At 66.3% G+C, this 20,419-nt stretch carries 21 protein-coding genes; 8 read left to right on the top strand and 13 right to left on the bottom strand.

Features of this window, described 5'->3' with window-relative positions:
- Nucleotides 1-294: 294 nt before the first annotated feature.
- From uvrB to BLV92_RS32035, 6 genes are all read left to right on the top strand, one after another.
- Complete coding sequence (gene uvrB / locus BLV92_RS12210) at nt 295-2,379, top strand: excinuclease ABC subunit UvrB (protein ID WP_090545227.1); 2,085 nt, start codon at nt 295-297, stop codon at nt 2,377-2,379.
- 301 nt (nt 2,380-2,680) lie between these two features.
- Nucleotides 2,681-3,229 carry an iron transporter gene (locus BLV92_RS12205; RefSeq protein WP_090545225.1) on the top strand — a complete coding sequence of 183 codons (549 nt, stop codon included), beginning with the start codon at nt 2,681-2,683 and terminating at the stop codon, nt 3,227-3,229.
- A gap of 109 nt (nt 3,230-3,338) precedes the next feature.
- Nucleotides 3,339-3,671, top strand: coding sequence for a cupredoxin domain-containing protein (locus BLV92_RS12200; RefSeq protein ID WP_090545223.1), 333 nt, complete (start codon nt 3,339-3,341; stop codon nt 3,669-3,671).
- Between the two features lie 50 nt (nt 3,672-3,721).
- Nucleotides 3,722-4,561, top strand: a complete 840-nt coding sequence (locus BLV92_RS12195) for an FTR1 family iron permease (protein WP_090545221.1) — start codon at nt 3,722-3,724, stop codon at nt 4,559-4,561.
- Entirely contained in the window at nt 4,558-5,976 is a 1,419-nt protein-coding gene (locus BLV92_RS12190; protein WP_090547031.1) for a 4Fe-4S binding protein, read from the top strand. Before BLV92_RS12195 ends, BLV92_RS12190 begins: the two co-directional genes overlap by 4 nt.
- A gap of 36 nt (nt 5,977-6,012) precedes the next feature.
- Nucleotides 6,013-6,189, top strand: coding sequence for a hypothetical protein (locus BLV92_RS32035; RefSeq protein WP_167627035.1), 177 nt, complete (start codon nt 6,013-6,015; stop codon nt 6,187-6,189).
- A gap of 287 nt (nt 6,190-6,476) precedes the next feature.
- Here BLV92_RS32035 and hemP read toward each other — a convergent pair whose 3' ends face one another.
- The 4 genes from hemP to BLV92_RS12170 all read right to left on the bottom strand — a co-directional run bounded on the left by hemP (nt 6,477) and on the right by BLV92_RS12170 (nt 8,845).
- Complete coding sequence (gene hemP / locus BLV92_RS12185; protein ID WP_090545219.1) at nt 6,477-6,740, bottom strand: hemin uptake protein HemP; 264 nt, start codon at nt 6,738-6,740, stop codon at nt 6,477-6,479.
- Nucleotides 6,741-6,903: 163 nt separating this feature from the next.
- Nucleotides 6,904-7,386, bottom strand: coding sequence for an SRPBCC family protein (locus tag BLV92_RS12180; RefSeq protein ID WP_090545216.1), 483 nt, complete (start codon nt 7,384-7,386; stop codon nt 6,904-6,906).
- A 55-nt stretch (nt 7,387-7,441) separates the two neighbouring features.
- A complete protein-coding gene (locus tag BLV92_RS12175; RefSeq protein ID WP_090545215.1) occupies nt 7,442-7,840 on the bottom strand; it encodes an OsmC family protein in 399 nt (132 codons plus the stop codon).
- A gap of 132 nt (nt 7,841-7,972) precedes the next feature.
- Nucleotides 7,973-8,845, bottom strand: a complete 873-nt coding sequence (locus BLV92_RS12170; protein ID WP_090545213.1) for a pirin family protein — start codon at nt 8,843-8,845, stop codon at nt 7,973-7,975.
- A 124-nt stretch (nt 8,846-8,969) separates the two neighbouring features.
- Here BLV92_RS12170 and BLV92_RS12165 point away from each other — a divergent pair, with 124 nt between their 5' ends.
- Entirely contained in the window at nt 8,970-10,007 is a 1,038-nt protein-coding gene (locus tag BLV92_RS12165; protein ID WP_090545211.1) for a LysR family transcriptional regulator, read from the top strand.
- Nucleotides 10,008-10,392: 385 nt separating this feature from the next.
- Here BLV92_RS12165 and BLV92_RS12160 read toward each other — a convergent pair whose 3' ends face one another.
- The 9 genes from BLV92_RS12160 to BLV92_RS12120 all read right to left on the bottom strand — a co-directional run bounded on the left by BLV92_RS12160 (nt 10,393) and on the right by BLV92_RS12120 (nt 18,001).
- Complete coding sequence (locus tag BLV92_RS12160; RefSeq protein ID WP_090545209.1) at nt 10,393-10,812, bottom strand: ExbD/TolR family protein; 420 nt, start codon at nt 10,810-10,812, stop codon at nt 10,393-10,395.
- A 15-nt stretch (nt 10,813-10,827) separates the two neighbouring features.
- On the bottom strand, nt 10,828-11,547 hold the full coding sequence (locus BLV92_RS12155) for a MotA/TolQ/ExbB proton channel family protein (RefSeq protein WP_090545208.1): 720 nt from the start codon (nt 11,545-11,547) through the stop codon (nt 10,828-10,830).
- A gap of 46 nt (nt 11,548-11,593) precedes the next feature.
- The gene (locus BLV92_RS12150) at nt 11,594-12,331 is read right to left on the bottom strand and encodes an energy transducer TonB (RefSeq protein WP_090545206.1); all 738 of its coding nucleotides are present in this window, start codon (nt 12,329-12,331) and stop codon (nt 11,594-11,596) included.
- A gap of 238 nt (nt 12,332-12,569) precedes the next feature.
- Entirely contained in the window at nt 12,570-12,815 is a 246-nt protein-coding gene (locus BLV92_RS12145) for a (2Fe-2S)-binding protein (protein WP_090547029.1), read from the bottom strand.
- A gap of 238 nt (nt 12,816-13,053) precedes the next feature.
- Nucleotides 13,054-13,908: a glutamate racemase gene (murI, locus tag BLV92_RS12140; protein WP_373681872.1), complete on the bottom strand. Its 855-nt coding sequence runs from the start codon at nt 13,906-13,908 to the stop codon at nt 13,054-13,056.
- Nucleotides 13,909-13,984: 76 nt separating this feature from the next.
- Nucleotides 13,985-14,464, bottom strand: coding sequence for a bacterioferritin (gene bfr, locus BLV92_RS12135; protein WP_090545202.1), 480 nt, complete (start codon nt 14,462-14,464; stop codon nt 13,985-13,987).
- A gap of 219 nt (nt 14,465-14,683) precedes the next feature.
- Nucleotides 14,684-16,207 (bottom strand): fumarate hydratase, encoded by a 1,524-nt coding sequence (locus tag BLV92_RS12130; protein ID WP_090545200.1) that lies wholly within the window; start codon nt 16,205-16,207, stop codon nt 14,684-14,686.
- 52 nt (nt 16,208-16,259) lie between these two features.
- Entirely contained in the window at nt 16,260-16,859 is a 600-nt protein-coding gene (locus BLV92_RS12125; protein WP_090545198.1) for a TIGR00645 family protein, read from the bottom strand.
- A 236-nt stretch (nt 16,860-17,095) separates the two neighbouring features.
- Nucleotides 17,096-18,001 (bottom strand): DMT family transporter, encoded by a 906-nt coding sequence (locus tag BLV92_RS12120; protein ID WP_090545196.1) that lies wholly within the window; start codon nt 17,999-18,001, stop codon nt 17,096-17,098.
- Between the two features lie 335 nt (nt 18,002-18,336).
- On the opposite strand from BLV92_RS12120, the gene acs reads away from it, so the two are divergent.
- Nucleotides 18,337-20,319, top strand: a complete 1,983-nt coding sequence (gene acs, locus BLV92_RS12115) for an acetate--CoA ligase (RefSeq protein WP_090547028.1) — start codon at nt 18,337-18,339, stop codon at nt 20,317-20,319.
- The last annotated feature ends 100 nt before the right edge of the window (nt 20,320-20,419 follow it).

The raw sequence follows: 20,419 nt of genomic DNA, 5'->3' as shown, positions 1-20,419 counted from the left end.
AACGAATCCCGTTGGCGTTTTCGGCCGTGGGCGCGATCCGCGGGTCCATTTCGGGGCTGTTCGCCGTGGCGCGATCCGGCGCGCGGCGCTCGCGCAGCCCGAACGCCGCAGCGGCGGATGCCGGCCTGACTTCGCTCCGCCGCCGCCCGGCGTGCCGCCGCGATCGCGATGCAACGAGCGAAACCACGCCGCCCGCCGCCCCGTTCCGCCCGCACCGCGCTTCCCGGCGCACCCCGCCCGGGTTTTCGCAAGACGCTAGAATGGTCCTTTGCTCCAGGCAGAGGATGCCGCCCCATGTCAGAACATTCCGTGACCGGCGTCGCCGAGGTGCTCGACGAGTCGAAGTTCGTCAGCTACGAAGGTTCCCCGTTCCAGCTTTACCAGCCGTATCCGCCCGCCGGCGACCAGCCGGCGGCGATCGACACGCTCGTCGAAGGCGTGGGGGACGGCCTGTCGTTCCAGACGCTGCTCGGCGTGACCGGCTCCGGCAAGACCTTCACGATGGCGAACGCGATCGCGCGGCTCGGCCGCCCGGCGATCGTGTTCGCGCCGAACAAGACGCTCGCCGCGCAGCTTTATTCGGAATTCCGCGAGTTTTTCCCGCGCAACGCGGTCGAGTACTTCGTGTCGTACTACGACTACTACCAGCCGGAAGCCTACGTGCCGCAGCGCGACCTGTTCATCGAGAAGGACTCGTCGATCAACGAGCACATCGAGCAGATGCGGCTTTCCGCGACGAAGAGCCTGCTGGAGCGGCGCGACGTCGTGATCGTCGCGACCGTGTCCGCGATCTACGGTATCGGCAATCCGTCCGAGTATCACCAGATGATCCTGACGCTGCGGACCGGCGACCGGCTCGGCCAGCGCGAGATCATCGCGCGGCTGATCGCGATGCAGTACAACCGCAACGAGCAGGACTTCCAGCGCGGCACGTTCCGCGTGCGCGGCGACACGATCGACATCTTCCCGGCCGAACACGCCGAAATGGCGGTGCGCGTCGAACTGTTCGACGACGAAATCGAGACGCTGCAACTGTTCGATCCGCTGACCGGCCGCGTGCGGCAGAAGATTCCGCGCTTCACCGTGTATCCGTCGTCGCACTACGTGACGCCGCGCGAGACCGTGCTGCGCGCGGTCGAGACGATCAAGCTCGAACTGCGCGAGCGGCTCGAATTCTTCCATCGCGACAACAAGCTGGTCGAGGCGCAGCGGCTCGAACAGCGCACCCGCTTCGACCTCGAAATGCTCCAGGAACTGGGTTTCTGCAAGGGCATCGAGAACTATTCGCGGCACTTTTCGGGCGCCGCGCCCGGCGAGCCGCCGCCGACGCTCGTCGACTACCTGCCGCCGGACGCGATGATGTTTCTCGACGAGTCGCACGTGCTGATCGGCCAGTTTAACGGGATGTACAACGGCGACCGCGCGCGCAAGGAGAACCTCGTCGACTACGGATTCCGGCTGCCGTCCGCGCTCGACAACCGGCCGCTGAAGTTCGCGGAGTTCGAGCGCAAGATGCGCCAGGTGATCTTCGTGTCCGCGACGCCGGCCGACTACGAGAAGAAGGTGTCCGGCCAGGTCGCCGAGCAGGTGGTGCGGCCGACCGGCCTCGTCGATCCGGTCATCGAGGTGCGGCCGGCGTCGACGCAGGTCGACGACGTGCTGTCGGAAATCAACGAACGCGTCGCGGTGGGCGAGCGCGTGCTCGTCACGACGCTGACGAAGCGGATGGCCGAGCAGCTGACCGAATTCCTCTCCGACCACGGCGTGAAGGTCCGTTATCTGCACAGCGACATCGAAACGGTCGAGCGCGTCGAGATCATCCGCGACCTGCGGCTCGGCACCTTCGACGTGCTGGTCGGGATCAACCTGCTGCGCGAGGGGCTCGACATTCCGGAGGTGTCGCTGGTCGCGATCCTCGACGCGGACAAGGAAGGTTTCCTGCGGGCCGAGCGCTCGCTGATCCAGACGATCGGCCGCGCGGCGCGCAACGTGAACGGCAAGGCGATCCTGTACGGCGACCGCATCACCGACTCGATGCGCAAGGCGATCGACGAGACCGAGCGCCGCCGCGCGAAGCAGATCGCGTTCAACGCGGAGCGGGGGATCACACCGCGCGGGGTCGTCAAGCGGATCAAGGACATCATCGACGGCGTGTACAACGTCGACGATGCGCGCGCCGAACTGCGCGAGGAGCAGGAGCGCGCGAAGTTCGAGGACATGTCCGAAAAGGAGATTTCGAAGGAAATCAGGCGCCTCGAAAAGCAGATGATGGACTACGCGAAGAACCTCGAATTCGAAAAGGCCGCGCAGGCCCGCGACCAGCTGGCCGTGCTGCGCGAGCGCGTGTTCGGCGCGAACGTCGGCGATCATCCGGTGTAACGCTTTTCGCCGCAGTCGCCGGGGCCGGCGCTCAGGCGGCCCCGGCGGCGCGCTCTTCGTGCCGCGACCCGTCTGTTGCCGGTGTCGGGCGCCGTCGAAACCCCTGCTTTCATTTCCGCAAACGCCACTGCAAGCCGCCGGAAAGCCTTGCTGCGACAAGGCTTTCCGCACTTTTTTCACTTGTTCCTCGCCGCTAACGTGATACACTGCGATCTATATGAGAATTGTTCGCATTAGCGTTTGTGTGGCTGGTGCGGCGGGTTGGCTCTTCTGTCTCTTTATAAAAAAACAAGGAGTTTCGATGCGGGTCCAATTTCTTTTGCGTAGTGCGGTAGCGGTCGCTGCCGCGAGTGCCGCTTTTGCGGCGACGGCTGCCGAATATCCGATCAGCAAGCAGCAGATCCAGAGCGGGATGGAAATCGGCGTGGTTTATCTGCAGCCGATCACGATGGAGCCCGAAGGGATGATGCGCAAGGCGTCGGATTCGGACATCCACCTCGAAACCGACATCCATGCGGTCAAGAACAACCCGACGGGCTTCGCGGAAGGCGACTGGATGCCGTACCTGCAGGTTCACTACGAACTGACGAAGCCGGGTTCGAGCTACTCGCAGAAGGGCGACCTGATGGCGATGGTCGCGAACGACGGCCCGCACTATGGCGACAACGTGAAGCTGGCCGGCCCGGGCAAGTATCACCTGAAGATGATCGTCGAACCGCCGATGCAGACCGGCCACATGGCGTTCGGCCGCCACGTCGACAAGGAAACCGGCGTAGGCCCGTGGTTCAAGCCGTTCACGCTCGAATACGACTTCCCGTTCGCGGGTATCGGCAAGAAGGGCGGTTATTGATGGACAATACGCGGCGGCCCGGATCGGGTGGCCGCGCAACGCGGCGGGTGCCGGAAGGCGCCCGCCGTTCGGCATCAGTTCGCCGGATACGGCAGGAAGAACCGGATAGATGACAGTCAACAGGAAGATTGCGGCATTCGCGCTGTGCGCGGCGTTCGTTGGCATCGCTCACGCGGCGGACCTGCCGACGTTCCAGCTCGAAATGGCGGACGGCAAGCTGAACCCGGCGCGCATCGAAGTGCCGGCGGGGCAGCGGATCAAGATCGAAGTGCGCAACACCGGCAAGGGCGCGGTCGAGTTCGAGAGCGTCCAGTTGCGCAAGGAAAAGGTGCTGGCGCCGGGCGCGGAGTCGTTCGTCGTGATCGCGCCGCTGGAGCCGGGCGAATACAAGTTCTTCGACGATTTCCACCAGCAGGCGCAGGGCGTGATCGTCGCGAAGTAATGCAGTCGGCGCGCCGCGCGCGATGCGCGGGCGGCCTCGGGAGAGTCTGAATGGGTCAGGTGTTGTTCATCGTGTGGCGGGAAAGCGTCGAGGCGTTGCTGGTCGTCGGCATCCTGTACGCGTGGCTGAAGAACGGCGACGCCGCCGCGCGGCGCGGCTTGCCGTATCTGTGGGCGGGCGTCGGTCTCGGCGTGCTGGCGGCGATCGCGCTCGGCGCGGCGCTGGTCGGCTTCACCGAGGTGCTGTCCGGCGACGCGCTGGACTACTTCCAGGCCGCGATGGTGCTCGTCGCGTGCGTGCTGATCGTGCAGATGGTGCTGTGGATGAAGCAGCACGCGCGCACGCTGAAGCGCGAGATGGAGCAGTCGCTCGCGGAAAGCACGCGCAACGCGAACTGGTGGGGCGTCACGCTGCTCGTCGCGCTCGCGATCGCGCGCGAAGGCAGCGAGACGGTGATCTTCCTGTACGGCCTCGGCTTCGGCCAGTCGGGCCACGTGGACGGCAGCCAGATCCTCGCGGTCGTGCTCGGCCTCGCGCTCGCGTTCCTGACTTTCTACGTGCTGCAACTGGGCGGCAAGCTGTTCTCGTGGCGGCACTTCTTCCGCGTCACCGAGATCATGCTGCTGTTCCTCGGCGCGGGCCTGTTCCAGACCGGCGTCGACAAGCTGATCGACAAGGAACTGCTGCCGACGATCGTCGACCAGGTGTGGAATTCGTCGGCGCTGCTCGACGACTCCAGCACCTTCGGCTCGCTGGTCGCGACGCTGACCGGCTACCGCGCGCACCCGGCGCTGATGAACCTGATCGCGTATGCCGCGTACTGGATCGTCGTGTGGCTGCTCGCGCGGCGCGTGAACCGGCCGGTGGCCGCGGCGGGGCGGGCGGCATGAGTTGCGTACAGGCCGCGCCGGCGACGCGCCGCGGCAAGCTGGCCGCCGCCGGCCAGTGGATGCAGCGTCACGGCGCGGCGATCCGCGGCGTGCAGTGGGTCGTGGTCGCGGTGTATGCGCTGCTGCTGCTCGTGCCGGCGGTGATGCCGCTGCCGGGCGACACCGCGCATCTCTGGAACAATCTGACGCTGGCCGCGCAGTTCGTGTTCTGGGGCATCTGGTGGCCGTTCGTGCTGTTGTCGATGGTGATGCTCGGGCGCGTGTGGTGCGGCGTGCTGTGTCCGGAAGGCGCGCTGACCGAGTTCGCGAGCCGGCATGGGCGGGGCGGCGCGATTCCGCACTGGATGCGGTGGGGCGGCTGGCCGTTCGTCGCGTTCGGGCTGACGACGATCTACGGACAGATGGTCAGCGTGTACCAGTATCCGAAGGCGGTGCTGCTGGTGCTGGGAGGATCGACCGTCGGCGCGATGATAATCGGCTTCCTGTACGGTCGGGAGAAACGCATCTGGTGTCGGTACCTGTGCCCCGTCAACGGGGTTTTTTCGCTTCTGGCGCGGCTCGCGCCGTTCCACTACAAGGTCGATGAGGACGCGTGGCGGCGCTCGTACACGGCCGGCGAGCACGGCGGGCATCGCGTGATTCCGGTCAACTGCGCGCCGCTCGTGCCGTTGCGCAACATGAAGGGCGCCGCGGCATGCCACATGTGCGGTCGTTGCAGCGGCCATCGCGACGCGATCGCGCTGACGTGGCGCTCGCCGTCCGACGAAGTCGTCGAACTCGGCGACCGGCAGGCGAGCGGCTGGGACACCGCGCTGGTCCTGTACGGCCTGCTCGGCATCGCGATCGGCGCGTTCCACTGGACCGGCTCGCCGTGGTTCATCGACATCAAGCAGTCGGTCGCCGGGTGGCTGATCGACCGCGACATCACCTGGCCGCTCGAAACGAACGCGCCATGGTTCCTGCTCACGCACTACCCCGAACAGAACGACGTGTTCTCGTGGCTCGACGGCACGATGATCGTCGGCTACATCGTGACGACCGGCATCGTGTACGGCACCGCGCTGTTCGCGCTGCTCGCGGCCGGTACGGCTTTCCTCGGCCGCTTCGAACTGCGGCGGCTGCATCATTTCGCGCAGGCGCTGGTGCCGCTCGCGGGCGCGGGCGTGTTCCTCGGACTGTCGGCGACGACGCTGTCGCTGCTGCGCGCGGAACACGTGCCGCTCGACTGGGCGGCGGACGTGCGGATCGCGATTCTGGTGATCTCGAACGCGTGGAGCGCGTGGCTCGCGTGGCGCGTGACGGGCCGGTACAGTGCGCGGCTCTGGCGGCGCGGGCTCGCGATGGCGGGTTTCGTCGCCGCGCTCGCGGTGGTCGACAGCGCGTGGTGGCTGATGTTCTGGGGTTGGGCGCACTGACGGCTGATTTTTCTTTCGGCTGAAAAGGAGCGTCCAGTGAGAACGAGCGTTGCGTTGACCGACGAGGACGTCGTGAAGATGACCGATGCGGCCGTCGCGCACGCGGTGGCGAACCGGTGGAGCGTGACGGTCGCCATCGGCGTGTCGGGCGTGAAGTCGGAGCAGGATGCGGCGGTTGCCCGCGCGGGAATCGTGGCGCTCGGGACCGGCTGACGGTCGATCGCGGTGCCCCCTGGCCACGCAAAACGAAGCAACACGCCAAGATCAAAAGGACGAAGGCCGCGGGATCTTCCGATCCTCGCGGCCTTCGTCCTGCTGGCAGCGCGTCTTTTACGCGCTGCCGCAATCATGGTGAGAACAAAAAAATGGCGTGGCTGGCTGCGACGGCCGGCTTGAAAATATCTGCACGAAGGGGTCTAGATCTCGCGTGCAAGCCGTCGTGACTGGCTAGTGCCTAACACCTCCCTGGCGGAGGTGGTCCCCACAATACCCGGTACGTCCTACTTGGTCAGGATCAGTTTGCCGAGCCGCGTGGCCCGCAACTGATAGGTTTCCCCGTTATGCACGATGTTCACGTAGTTGCGCCCTTGCAGCAGCGCGTCGCTACGCACCACGCGCTCGTTGCTGGCCGGCGCAGCCGGTTGTTCCGCTGGCTTGTGCGCCGGCGCGGCAGAGCCGGTGCCCGTGCCGTTGCGCGACGCGGTCAATGCCGGGCCGGCGGGACGCCGCACGGTAAGCGTGGAAGAGCGGTTCAGATCGCGCATGAGATAACGGGGGTTTGTCGATTCGATGGATTGATTCTAAATGATAATCGTTCCTATTTTCAACAACGACATATTCATCGGAATCGGGCGCCGATAGTCTGCGTGTTGCGTCGGCTGTGCGGGGTGGGGACGACGACGGCGCGCGGGTCCGCGCGCCGTGCGTTCAGTGAACCATCTCGGGACGATTGTCGCCGAGCACGAACTGGCGGATCAGCCGCACCGTGTCGATGTCCGACTCGCGGTACGCGGACTTCACGATCTCCGAGGTCTGCCGCACGTCCTCGTTGTCGGCGGTCGGCAGCGTGGTCCGGTATTCGAAGCGCAGGAACAGTTGCAGGTTGTCCGGCTGCTCGATCGTCATCGTCAGCGAGCCGCCGACGTACGACTCGGTCGCCATGATGTCGTAGCGCACGCTTTCGTTCGGCGTCAGCGTGACGTGGTCGCGCACGGTCGCGTTGCCGTAGTGCAGTTCGCGCTCCATCGTGCTGCCGGTGCGCGACAGGATCGTGCAGCTATCGAGGCCGAGCACGAACAGTTGCGGCTGCTCCGCGCGCAGCACGAGGCCTTCCCACAACTGGTCGCGCGTCATCGAGGGGACGAGCGGGTTCAACGGGTCGTTGATCTGGATGAGGTGTTCGAAATTCAAGTCGACGGCTTCCTGTGTAGATGCCCGTCCTTCCGACGTCGTGCGATCCGTGGGATCACGCGACGGCGAGCCCGGAGCGGATCGTGACCGAGCGCGTGAGCAGCTTGTGGACCGGGCACGCGTTCGCGATCTGCAACAGCCGTTCGCGCTGCTCGCCGGACAACTCGCCTTCGAGCACGATCTGGCGGTCGATGGTCGCGCCTTCCGGGCCGTCCTCGATCGACAGCTTCACGCGGACGCCTTCGAGCGGCCAGTCCTTGCGCTGTGCATACATCCGCAGCGTGATCGACGTGCACGCGCCGAGGCTCGACAGCAGCAGCGAATAGGGCGTGGGGCCGCGATCGCCGCCGCCGAGCGACGGCGGTTCGTCGGCGATCCACGTATGGGCGCCGTCGTCGAATTGAACCTGATAGTCGGTCGAGCCGATCTGGGCGGTGACTACGGTGTCGGCCATGCGCTCCTCGTGGGCGGGGGACGGGGTTCGCCGCGCGGCGCGCGGCACGAGGCCCTATTGTGACGGAAACTGGATGAAACGGTAGACGTCCGGGTAGGCGTCCCGTAGACGTCCGATTCCCGCGCGCGCCGTTCAGTGCGCGATGCGGCCCATCCGGCCGGCCTGATAATCGAGCACCGCGTCGCGGATCTCCTGCTCGGTATTCATCACGAACGGGCCGTAGCGGACCACCGGCTCGTTGAGCGGCACGCCGCCGATCAGCAGCACGTCGAGCCGCTCGTCGCCAGCCGCGAGCGCGACCGTATCGCCGTCGTTGCCGAACACGACCATCTGCTGCGCGGGCACTGGCTCGCGCTGCGCGCCGTACAGGCCCGCGCCGGACAGCCCGTACGCGAACACCCGATAGTCGGCCGGCACCGGCTGCTCGATCCGCGCGCCGGGCGCGAGCGTGAAGTGCTGGTACAGGATCGGCGTGCGCGTGTCGATCGCCGCCTTCACGCCAAGCGCCTCGCCTGCGATCACCTTCACTGACACGCTGCCGTCCGCCGTGCGACCGACCGGAATGCGCTCGTTCGGCACCTCCTGATAGCGCGGCGCGATCATCTTGTCGCGGCGCGGCAGGTTCACCCACAACTGAAGCCCGTGGATGCGGCCGCCGGCGCGCGTGAACTCGGGGTCCGGCATCTCGCTGTGGATCACGCCCGCGCCGGCCGTCATCCATTGCACGTCGCCCGGATTGAGCGTGCCCGAATGGCCGGCCGAATCCTTGTGGCCGAAGCGGCCTTCGAGCATGTACATGACCGTCTCGAAGCCGCGGTGCGGATGGTCCGGCGCACCCTTCGCGGCGCCCGGCGCGTAATCGACCGGTCCCATTTCGTCGAGCAGCAGGAACGGATCGAAGTCCATCAGCGTGCGGGTCGGAAACGGCCGATGAACGACGAATCCGCCGCCCTCGGTGGTGCGCACGGAGGGGAAAACGCGTTCGATCGTGCGGGTCGTAGCCATGGATGTCACCCTGAAAAGAAAGGGATTGCGCGGGTTGGCGAAACAAAACGGCTATTATAGGGAGCCGATTCGGCGTATTTGATGGCTCCGTCGCAATGGATTGTCCTGGTGGTGAAACGACGACATGAAAATCGATTCGCATAACCTGAACGACCTGATGTACTTTTCGCAGGTCGTCGAGCACGGCGGTTTCTCCGCCGCCGAGCGGGTATTGGGCATTTCGAAGTCGCGTCTGTCGCGGCGGGTCAGCGAGCTGGAAGCGTCGCTCGGTGTGCGGCTCTTGCAACGCTCGACGCGCAAGCTCGCGCTGACCGAGGCGGGCGACCTGTTCTACCAGCATTGCCAGGCGATGCTGGCCGAGGCGCAGGCGGCCGTGAACGTCGTGCAGTCGCTGCGCTCGTCGCCGCGCGGCACGGTGCGCGTCAGCGTGCCGGTCACGCTGTCGCAGACGATCCTGTCGCGCGTGATCCCCGAATTCATGCATCGGTTTCCGGAAGTGCGCGTCGTGATGCGCGTGACGAACCGCGTGATCGATCTGTTCGAGGACTCGGTCGACGTCGCGCTGCGCGTGCGTTCGGAGCCGCCGGAGAATGCAAACATCGTCGTGCGGCCGCTGTGGCGCACCGAGCAGATGCTGGTCGGCTCGCCGTCGCTGCTGAGCCAGAACGCGCCGCCGCTGACGCCGGCGGACCTGGCGCGCTTCGAGACGCTCGACACGCCGACGAGCGACGGCCGCCACGTGTTCCATCTGATCGCGCCGGACGGCACGCGGCACGCGCACGAACACGAGCCGCGCCTGATTACCGCGGACCTGACGACGGTCCGCGAAGCGGTGCTCGACGGTCTCGGCATCGCCGCGCTGCCGGAGATGATGTACGGCGCGCCGCTGCGTTCCGGCAAGCTGTCGCCGGTGATGCCGGGCTGGACGCTGCCCGCGCCGCAGCTTTATGCGGTGTTCCTGTCGCGGCAGGGGATGGTGCCCGCGGTGCGCGCGTTCGTCGATTACCTCGTCGAAGTGCTGCACGGCGATACGAGTCCGCAGCCGGAGTGCCCGTTGCGCGAGGACGTCGTTGCGGCCATGGCCTCGCGTTCGCAGACGTTGGACGGCGAACGCGAGGCAGCCGCGCAAGCCGCTTCGGGCCGCAATGCGCAAACGGCTTAAACGCCGCGCGCGCCACCCGCCACACGTGATGGCCTCGCTTCATTTTTTTTCGCATTTAAGCGTCGCCGGCGATCATTACTTTCAATGGCCGTACGCTTGAATGCATTCCGTGCACAGCCTATATTGAAATCCCTCTCGCCAGGCGCCAGGCTTGTGCGGGAATCGATGGCCGCTATCATAGCGAGCCTTCAGGGCTGAACGCGCGGTCCGTGTCGATCACGGCATGTCGCATGCGATGACGCAAGCCGGTCGACGGCAAACGTCACCGCCGCCCGAATGCGCCGAGCGCGCACGAAAAAAGGCCTTCATCCGACGATGAAGGCCTTTTACTTTGCGCTGAAGAAACCGCCTTTTTAAGCCGTCTCCACGTCACGCGATGCGCGCTTCATTGATGCGCGGGATCGGTGACGAAGCCGATCTTCGTGAGACCGCCGCTTTGCGCGGCCGACATCACCTGTGCGACCTTCTCGTACGCGACCTTGCGGTCCGCGTTCAGATGCAGCTCGGGTTGCGGTGTCGTCTGCGCCGCGGCCGCGATCTTCGCGCGCAGCGCCGCGTCATCGACCTGCGCGCCGTCCCACAGCACCGTGCCGTCTTCCTGCACCGACACGTTGATCTGCGCGGGCTTCGCATCTTCCTTCTGGCTGCTCGCGTGCGGCAGGTCGATCTTCACCGCGTGGTGAATCACCGGGATCGTCACCATGAACACGATCAGGAGAACCAGCATCACGTCGACGAGCGGCGTCATGTTGATCTCGTTCATCAGGCCGTCGTCATCGTCGCCGGCAAAAGGGCTCATCGCCATCGAAAACCTCCGTCGTTACTGGCCGCGCGCGGCGACCCGCAGGTTGCCCTTCGACGACGACAGTTGCGTGCCGGTCACGAAGAACGCATGCAGACCGTGCGCGAAGCGGTTCAGCTTGGTGACGATCGCCTTGTTGGCGCGCGTCAGCGCGTTGTAGCCGAGCACCGCCGGAATCGCGACGAACAGGCCGAACGCGGTCATGATCAGCGCCTCGCCGACCGGACCCGCGACCGCGTCGATCGACGTCTGGCCGGTCGCGCCGATCGTCAGCAGCGCGTGATAGATGCCCCACACCGTGCCGAACAGGCCGACGAACGGCGCCGTGCTGCCGATCGACGCGAGCACCGCGAGGCCGCTCTGCATCTTCGCGACCGCGTCGTCCATCGTGTCCTTCAGGCAGCGCGTGATCCAGTCCGACACGTCCATCCGGTCGTGCAGATGCGGCTGCGTCTGGTGATGATGTTCGGCGGCTTCCTGGCCCGACAGCGCGAGCGCGAGGAACGGGTTGTCCTCGCGGGTGCCGCGGCCGAGATTCTTCACGCCGTCGGCGAAATCGTCCGAATGCCAGAACGCCCGTTCGGCGTTCTTCGTCAGACGGTTCAGGCGCATGACGTTCCAGCCCTTCACGACGATCACGCACCACGACAGCACCGACATGATCAACAGCGCGAGCGCGATGCCGCGCGTCACGAAATCCCCTTGCGCCCACACGTGGGCGATACCGTAGTTCTGCATTGCCATTCCTCTTTTTAATTCATGAAACCCGTAGCTTCCGCCGTGCTCAATCGTGCAGGCTGAAGTCGAAAGGCTGTGTGTACGCGGCGCGCACCGGCTCGCCGTTTTCCAGGTACGGCTTGCACGAGCTGTCGCGCATCGCGGCGAGCGCGGAGTCGTCGAGACGGCTGTAGCCGCTGCTCTTCTTCAGTTCGATGTTCTCGATCTGGCCGGTGAGGCCGACCACGAAGCGCACGTACGCGGTGCCGGTCTCGCCGCGACGCTTCGACAGCATCGGGTAGTCCGGCTGCACGATCCGGCAGTCGAGGTGCGACACGTTCTTCGGCGCGCTCATCGCCATGACCGGCTTGCCCTGGGCGGGCGCGGCGGCGGCTGGCGCGGGCGCCGGGGCCGCCGGAGCGGGCGGCGTCGGCGCGGCGGGAGCCGGCGTCTCGATCTGATGCTGCGACGGCGCTTCCGCGACCGGCAGCGGGGTCGGCGTGGGCTTCGGCTTCGGCTGGACCTTCGGTTTTTCCCGCGTCACGTGCGGAACCGGCTTCGGCGGCGGCGGAGTCGGCGTGGACTGGATCGCGGCCGGCGCGGCGACCGGCTCCGGCTGCAACAGCTCGGCCGTGATCGTGCGCGATTCGAGCGCGACCGGCGTCGCGGTGTCGCGCTTCGTCAGCACGATCGCGATCAGCGCGGCATGCAGCGCCACGACGACGGCGGCGGCGGTTACGACGCGGCGATTCATTCGGACAGCGGGAATCGGCAACGGGCCGACGGGAGAATGAGAAGCCTGCATGTTAACGTGGGGAACCAGCAGAAGACGCGCCGGCGGGCCGGCGCGTCGGATCAGACAGCTTCATTTGCGGAAGATCAACAGCGAGATGCACAGCGTGGTTACGAATCCGATCAGCAATTCCATCCCGACCTCCATCAGAGGGAACGAGCGGTAGCTGGCTGGTCGCGAAACTGGCTTGCTGTCGGCGGGGTGAGGCGGCGCGCACGCGGTTCATCGGGACTCGCATGCGCACGGGCGTTCAGGCCGCTTTGCGCTCGTAAAACGTCAGCGGCACGGCAACCGGCGCGGTCGCCGGCTGCGTGACGCCGCAACGGCTCGCGCAGACGCCGCTTTGCGCCATCACGTCGCGCACGGATTCCTCGCACCGGCCGCAGCAGGTGGCAACGCCGAGTTCGAACTGGAGTTCGTCGAACGACTCCATGCCATCGGCAATGGAGGCACGGATCGTCCGATCCGACACCGATTTGCACACGCAGACAATCATGATGGAGCGCAATAGCTAACGTTAATGCGAATTATTATCATTTTGTAGCGTGGGTTTGGCAACCCCAAAACGGGATTTTTTTAACAAAACCGGATGGTTAGCAGGGTCTTGGGTCGATTCGGCCGGTCGACCAACGGCTCGGACCGGCGTCTGGCGGGGCTTTCGGGATGGAAAGGCGTCGCTCAATCGGGGAGCGATCGACGCCGGCAAGCAGGGGAGGAGGGGCCGTGAGGCGACGTTATGCGGCGTCGGCGTCGATGTCGGCGGTCCGGCGCGACGGAATCCGCACCTGCTCGGCCGGCGCGTCGAGTTGCAGCAGCGCGGCGGCCAGCGCGCGCAGCTGCGCGCCGTCGCCGGTGGAGCACAGCCGCACCGCGTCCGGCGTCGCGCGGTCCGCGGTTGCATCCGCGCGCACGCCGTGGTCGTCGAGCACGCGCTGCAATTGCCGCGCGACCGCGACGCCGGTGTCGATCAGCGTCATCCGGTCGCCGACGATCGAGCGGATCGCCGCGTCGAGGAACGGGTAGTGCGTGCAGCCGAGCACCAGCGTGTCCGCGCCCGCGTCGAGCATCGGCTGCAGATAGCCGCGCAGCAGCGCGAGCAGTTCCGGCGAACCGACGTCGCCGCGCTCGATTGCCTGCACGAGCCCGAGGCCCGGCTGGCACAGCATCCGGCAGCCGGCCGCGTGGCGTTCGAGCAGCGCCTGGAAACGCGCGCTGCGCAGCGTGCTTTGTGTGGCGAGCACGCCCGCGACCCGCGACTTCGAGCCGAGCGCGGCCGGCTTGACACCCGGCTCGACGCCGACGAGCGGAATCGCGAGCCGCTCGCGCACCAGCGCGATCGACTGCGCGGTCGCGGTGTTGCACGCGACGACGAGCGCCTTCGCACCCTGCGACACCAGCCATTCGCCGATCGCGAGCGTGCGGTCCGCGATGAAGTCGTCGTCGCGTTCGCCATACGGCGCATGGCGCGAGTCCGCGACATAGATCACACGTTCGGCCGGCAACTGCGCGCGCACCGCGCGCAGCACGGACAGGCCGCCCAGGCCGGAATCGAAGATTCCGACCGGCGCATCGCGGGAAGAGGACGTCACGGCGTGCAAGGGAAACGGCTAGTGGCGAAAGGACGCCCGCACTGTTACGCGTGCGGGCAATGCGGTGACCCGGATTTTACTCGTCCACCGAGCCCATGCCCGATTGCTGGTAGTTCTGGATGCCGACCTTGTCGATCAGGTCGAGTTGCGTTTCGAGCCAGTCGATGTGCTCTTCGGTGTCGTCGAGGATCTTCACGAAGATCTCGCGCGAAATGAAATCGCGTACCGATTCGCAATACGCAATCGCTTCCTTGCAGGTGCTCTGCGAGATCTGTTCGAGCTTCAGGTCGCATTCGAGGATCTCCTTCGTTTCCTCGCCGATCAGCAGCTTGTGCAGGTCCTGAAGGTTCGGCAGCCCGTCGAGCATGAAGATGCGCTCGATCAACCAGTCCGCGTGCTTCATCTCGCCGATCGACTCGTCGTACTCGTGCTTGCCGAGCTTGTCGAGGCCCCAGTGCTTGTACATGCGCGCATGCAGGAAGTACTGGTTGATGGCGGTCAGCTCGTTTTTTAGCTGCGCGTTCAGATATTCGATGACTTTCTTGTCGCCTTGCATGATTTTTTCCTTTGTGGGGCGGAGTTCTGGTTTCCAACAATAAACGCTGCGCCCGCAAAAGCCAAGGTTGCCGGGGCGTGATAAGACTCAGTCTCAGTCACCGTCGCAGGCGGCCTCTGCGGTGCGCGCAATGTCGCATCACGGCCCGTGCGACACGCTGCGTCGAAAACAAAAAAGCCGGGGCGGCAGCCCCGGCTCTTCATCGCGTGGCGAACCGAATCAGGCCGTCGCGACCGGGATCTTGCCGATCTTCGCCTGCCATTCCTTCGGGCCGGTCTGATGCACCGACGTGCCCGTCGAATCGACCGCGACCGTCACCGGCATGTCCTGCACATCGAACTCGTAGATCGCTTCCATGCCGAGGTCTTCGAACGCGAGCACCTTCGCGCCGCGGATCGCCTTCGACACGAGGTACGCCGCACCGCCGACCGCCATCAGGTAGGCGGCCTTGTGCCTGCGGATCGCCTCGATCGCGACCGGGCCGCGCTCGGCCTTGCCGATCATCGAAATGAGGCCCGTTTGCGCGAGCATCGTTTCGGTGAACTTGTCCATCCGCGTCGCGGTGGTCGGGCCGGCCGGACCGACGACTTCGTCGCGCACCGGATCGACCGGGCCGACGTAATAGATCACGCGGTTCGTGAAGTCCACCGGCAGCTTCTCGCCCTTCGCGAGCATGTCCGCGATGCGCTTGTGCGCGGCGTCGCGGCCGGTCAGCATCTTGCCCGACAGCAGCAGCGTCTGGCCCGGCTTCCACGCGGCGACTTCTTCCGGCGTCAGCGTATTCAGGTCGACACGCTTGCTGGTTTCGGTGTTCGGCTCCCACTGCACCTTCGGCCATGCATCGAGCGACGGCGCTTCGAGTTTCGCCGGACCCGAGCCGTCGAGCACGAAGTGCGCGTGGCGCGTGGCCGCGCAGTTCGGGATGATTGCGATCGGCTTCGATGCCGCGTGCGTCGGCGCGGCCATGATCTTCACGTCGAGCACGGTTGCGAGGCCGCCGAGACCCTGCGCGCCGATGCCGAGCGCGTTGACCTTCTCGTGCAGTTCGACGCGCAGTTCCTCGATCCAGTCGCTGGGACCGCGCGCAATGATCTCCTGGATGTCGATCGGGTCCATCAGCGATTCCTTCGCCATCAGCATCGCCTTTTCGGCGGTGCCGCCGATGCCGATGCCGAGCATGCCCGGCGGGCACCAGCCCGCGCCCATCGTCGGCACGGTCTTCAGGATCCAGTCGACGATCGAGTCGGACGGGTTCAGCATCGCGAACTTCGACTTGTTCTCCGAGCCGCCGCCCTTCGCGGCGACCTGCACGTCGATCTTGTCGCCCGGCACGATCTCGTAGTGGATCACGGCCGGCGTGTTGTCCTTCGTGTTCTTGCGCGCGCCTTCGGGCGGGCTCACGATCGACGCGCGCAGCACGTTGTCCGGATGCGTATAACCGCGGCGCACGCCTTCGTTGATCATGTCGGTGACGCCCATCGTCGCGCCGTCCCAACGCACGTCCATGCCGACCTTCACGAACACCGTGACGATGCCGGTGTCCTGGCAGATCGGGCGCTTGCCTTCCGCGCACATGCGGCTGTTCGTGAGGATCTGCGCGATCGCGTCCTTCGCCGCCGGACTCTGTTCGAGTTCGTATGCGCGGCCGAGCGCCTGGATGTAGTCGAGCGGATGGTAGTAGCTGATGTACTGCAGCGAATCCGCGATGCTCTGGATCAGGTCTTCCTGTTTAATGACGGTCATGGCTTGGCTTCAGTGGGGACTGGATTCTGTTTTTGTCGGCCGCGCGCGCGGCTCACTCGTGCGGGACGGGCGAGTCCGGCGCGGGATGCCGCGCGGCGAGGTCGTGGTAATGCTCGGGATGCGTATGCGTGGTCAGGCGGTCGATCACCGCCATCACCAGCGCCGACAGGAGGAACGCGCCGTGGATGCTCACCTGCCACACGATCGTGTGCGTCGTCTGCTGATCCGGGTTGATGAAGGTCTTCAGCAGATGGATCGACGAGATGCTGATCAGCGCCATCGCGAGCTTCACCTTCAGCACGCCCGCGTTCACGTGATCGAGCCATTCCGGCTCGTCCGGATGGCCTTCGACGCCGAGCCGCGACACGAACGTCTCGTAGCCGCCGACGATCACCATGATGAGCAGGTTCGAGATCATCACGACGTCGATCAGGCTCAGCACCGCGAGCATGATGTTGGTTTCGTCGAGCGTCAGCGAATGCGTGACGAGGTGCCAGACCTCCTTCACGAACAGCACGCAGTAGACGATCTGCGCGATGATCAGCCCGAGATACAGCGGCACCTGCAGCCAGCGGCTCATGAAGATCACGGCGGGCAGCGGTCGCAGCCGGCGGCGTGCCGGGCCGGCGGAGGGAGGGCGTGCAGCGGTCATAGGCATCTGATGACAGGGTCGGGCAGGGCGTCGCCGGCGGTCGCGGCGCGGTCCGCGCCTGCGCCCGGTTCCCGGCGCTCGGTCCGGCTCGCGTGGGGTTGCGGCGCGCCGTGCGCGCCGGCACGAACCGGGCGCGCGCTATTGTACAGCGTCAGCCGGCGGTTCCGTCGCGACGCGGGCAGCGTTGTCCGCGCCGAACGGCAGCGCGGCGGACGATGCCCGCGGCAGAGGCTCCGTCACGACGCGACCGGCGGCACCCGCTTCGTCCGCAGGCTCGCGAGCGCGATGCCGCCGAGCACGCACGCGAGCGCGATGCCGTGCGCGGGCGTCGGCCGCTCGCCGAGGAATGCGATCCCGTACAGCGCGGCCGCGACCGGCAGCACCGCGGTGAACACGCCCGCGACGCTGCCCGGCACGTGGCGGATGCCCTTCATCCACAGCCAGAACGAGAAGATGCTCGCCGACAGGCCGTACCACAGCGCCAACCCCCAGACGCCGGCCGGCACTGTCGAATAATCGAACGACAGTGCGGCGGGCAACCCGACCGGCAGCATCAGCAGGAAGCCGAACAGATGCGTGTAGGCGCAGATGTCGATCGGCGCGAGCGTCTGCGTGAGCCGGCGCGACAGGATCACGTACAGCGATTCGCAGCAGACCGCGCCGAGCACCATCAGGTTGCCGACGAGCGAACCGGCCGCGCCGGCCGCCGTGTCCGCCGCGTTGTCCGCATGAGCGACGTTGATGACCGCGATGCCGGCGATCGCGAGGCCGATCGACGCGAACGCGCGCGCATCCGGCCGCTCGCGCAGGAAGAGCCACGAGAACAGCGCGACGATCGCCGGAATCGTGCTCGTGATCACGCCGGCCGCGACCGCGCTCGTGCGATGCACGCCGCCGAGCATCAGCAGCGTAAACCCGAAGGTGCCGAACAGCGCCTGCAGGAACAGGTTGATCCATTCGCCGCGCTTCACGCGCCGCATCTTCGCGATCCGGAACAGCGGCCACAGCACCGCGAGCGCGATCACGAAGCGCAACAAGGCGAAGAGCGGGACGGGGAGGAAGGCGACGATCGACTTGCCGATGCCGACGTTGCTGCCGACGAGCAGCATCGACGCAATGAGTAACAGGGAATGGCGATTCAAGCTGGAATCCGGACGCTGAGTTCAGTTAGCATTCTAAATGTCCGCTTATCTGCTTGCCACCGCGCGCCGGCTCGTATTGGCCAGTTCGGGCCAGTTCGCGCGCGTAAGTGGCCGGTAAGTTGCTACGCTTACTCTTCGTGACAGGGACATGCTGCGTCCCGCGCGCATGCTGCATCGCCGCAACGCGCGCCATGCCGAACGCCGCCCCGCTGCGCCCGCCGCACGGCCCGGCGTTCGAGAACAGAAGTGCCGCCGGCCTCGGCGGCACCCGGGAGACAGCGCGCTGCCAGCGCGGCCTGCACGTTTTACGTTTCATCTTCACCAAGGGGTTGTCGATGTCTGCGATTGAATCGGTTCTTCAGGAACGCCGCGTATTCGCGCCGTCCGAGCAGGTCGTGGCGGGTGCCACCGTGTCCGGCATGGACGCTTACCGCGCGCTCGCCGCCGAAGCGGAGCGCGATTACGAAGGTTTCTGGGCGCGGCTCGCGCGCGAAACGCTGAGCTGGCAGCAACCGTTCACGAAGGTGCTCGACGAATCGAACGCGCCGTTCTACACGTGGTTCGAGGACGGCCGGCTGAACGCGTCGTACAACAGCCTCGACCGCCACGTCGAGGCCGGCAACGGCGCGCGCGTCGCGGTGATCTTCGAGGCCGACGACGGCACCGTTACGAAGGTCACGTATGAAGACCTGCTCGCGCGCGTGTCGCGCTTCGCGAACGCGCTGAAGAAACGCGGCGTGAAGAAGGGCGACCGCGTCGTGATCTACCTGCCGATGTCGATCGAGGGGATCGTTGCGATGCAGGCGTGCGCGCGGATCGGCGCGACGCACTCGGTCGTGTTCGGCGGCTTCTCGTCAAAGTCGCTGCACGAGCGGATCGTCGACGTCGGCGCGGTCGCGCTCATTACCGCCGACGAGCAGATGCGCGGCGGCAAGGCGCTGCCGCTGAAGAGCATCGCGGATGAAGCGTTGTCCATGGGCGGCTGCGAAGCGGTGCACACCGCGTTCATCTATCGCCGCACCGGCGGCAAGGTCGGCTGGACCGAAGGGCGCGACGTGTGGATGCACGAAGCGGCCGAGGCGGAGTCCGCGACCTGCGCGCCCGAATGGGTCGGCGCCGAGCATCCGCTCTTCATCCTGTACACGTCCGGCTCGACCGGCAAGCCGAAGGGCGTGCAGCACAGCACCGGCGGCTACCTGCTGTGGACCGCGCAGACGATGAAGTGGACGTTCGACTGGAAGCCGGACGACGTGTTCTGGTGTACCGCCGACATCGGCTGGATCACCGGCCACAGCTACATCGCGTATGGCCCGCTGACGATCGGCGCGACCCAGGTCGTGTTCGAGGGCGTGCCGACGTATCCGGACGCGGGGCGCTTCTGGGCCATGATCGCGAAGCACAAGGTCACGCTGTTCTACACCGCGCCGACCGCGATCCGCTCGCTGATCAAGGTGTCCGACGCGGACCCGAAGGTGCATCCGAAGAGCTACGACCTGTCGTCGCTGCGGATCATCGGCACCGTCGGCGAGCCGATCAATCCGGAAGCGTGGATCTGGTATTACGAGCAGGTCGGCGGTTCGCGCTGCCCGATCGTCGACACGTGGTGGCAGACCGAAACCGGCGGCCACATGATCACGCCGCTGCCGGGCGCGACGCCGCTGGTGCCGGGTTCGTGCACGCTGCCGCTGCCGGGCATCATGGCCGCGATCGTCGACGAGACCGGCCAGGACGTGCCGAACGGGCAGGGCGGCATCCTCGTCGTGAAGCGGCCGTGGCCGTCGATGATCCGCACCGTGTGGGGCGACCCGGACCGCTATCGCAAGAGCTATTTCCCGGACGAACTCGGCGGCAAGCTGTACCTCGCCGGCGACGGCAGCGTGCGCGACAAGGAGACCGGCTACTTCACGATCATGGGCCGCATCGACGACGTGCTGAACGTGTCGGGTCACCGGCTCGGCACGATGGAGATCGAGTCGGCGCTGGTCTCGAATCCGATCGTCGCGGAGGCCGCGGTGGTCGGCCGCCCGGACGACACGACCGGCGAGGCCGTCGTCGCGTTCGTCGTGCTGAAGAGCGCGCGGCCGGTCGGCGACGACGCGGTGAAGCTCGCGAACGAACTGCGCGCGTGGGTCGGCAAGGAGATCGGGCCGATCGCGAAGCCGAAGGACATCCGCTTCGGCGAGAACCTGCCGAAGACGCGCTCCGGCAAGATCATGCGCCGCCTCTTGCGCTCGCTCGCGAAGGGCGAGGCGATCACCCAGGACGTGTCGACGCTGGAGAACCCGGCGATCCTCGACCAGCTCGGCGAATCGCTGTAACGGTTGAGGCTCTGCGCGGCTTCGCGCCGCGCAGAGCCGCGCAATGCAGGCCGCCGCCGCGATATTTTTCGCGGCGGCCATCCCCGCAGTGACAATCCTG

Origin of the sequence: Paraburkholderia caballeronis, assembly GCF_900104845.1 — a bacterium.
Lineage (GTDB): Bacteria > Pseudomonadota > Gammaproteobacteria > Burkholderiales > Burkholderiaceae > Paraburkholderia > Paraburkholderia caballeronis.
The sequence above is the reverse complement of the archived record's forward strand: the minus strand, read 5'-3'. Positions and strand labels throughout refer to the sequence as shown.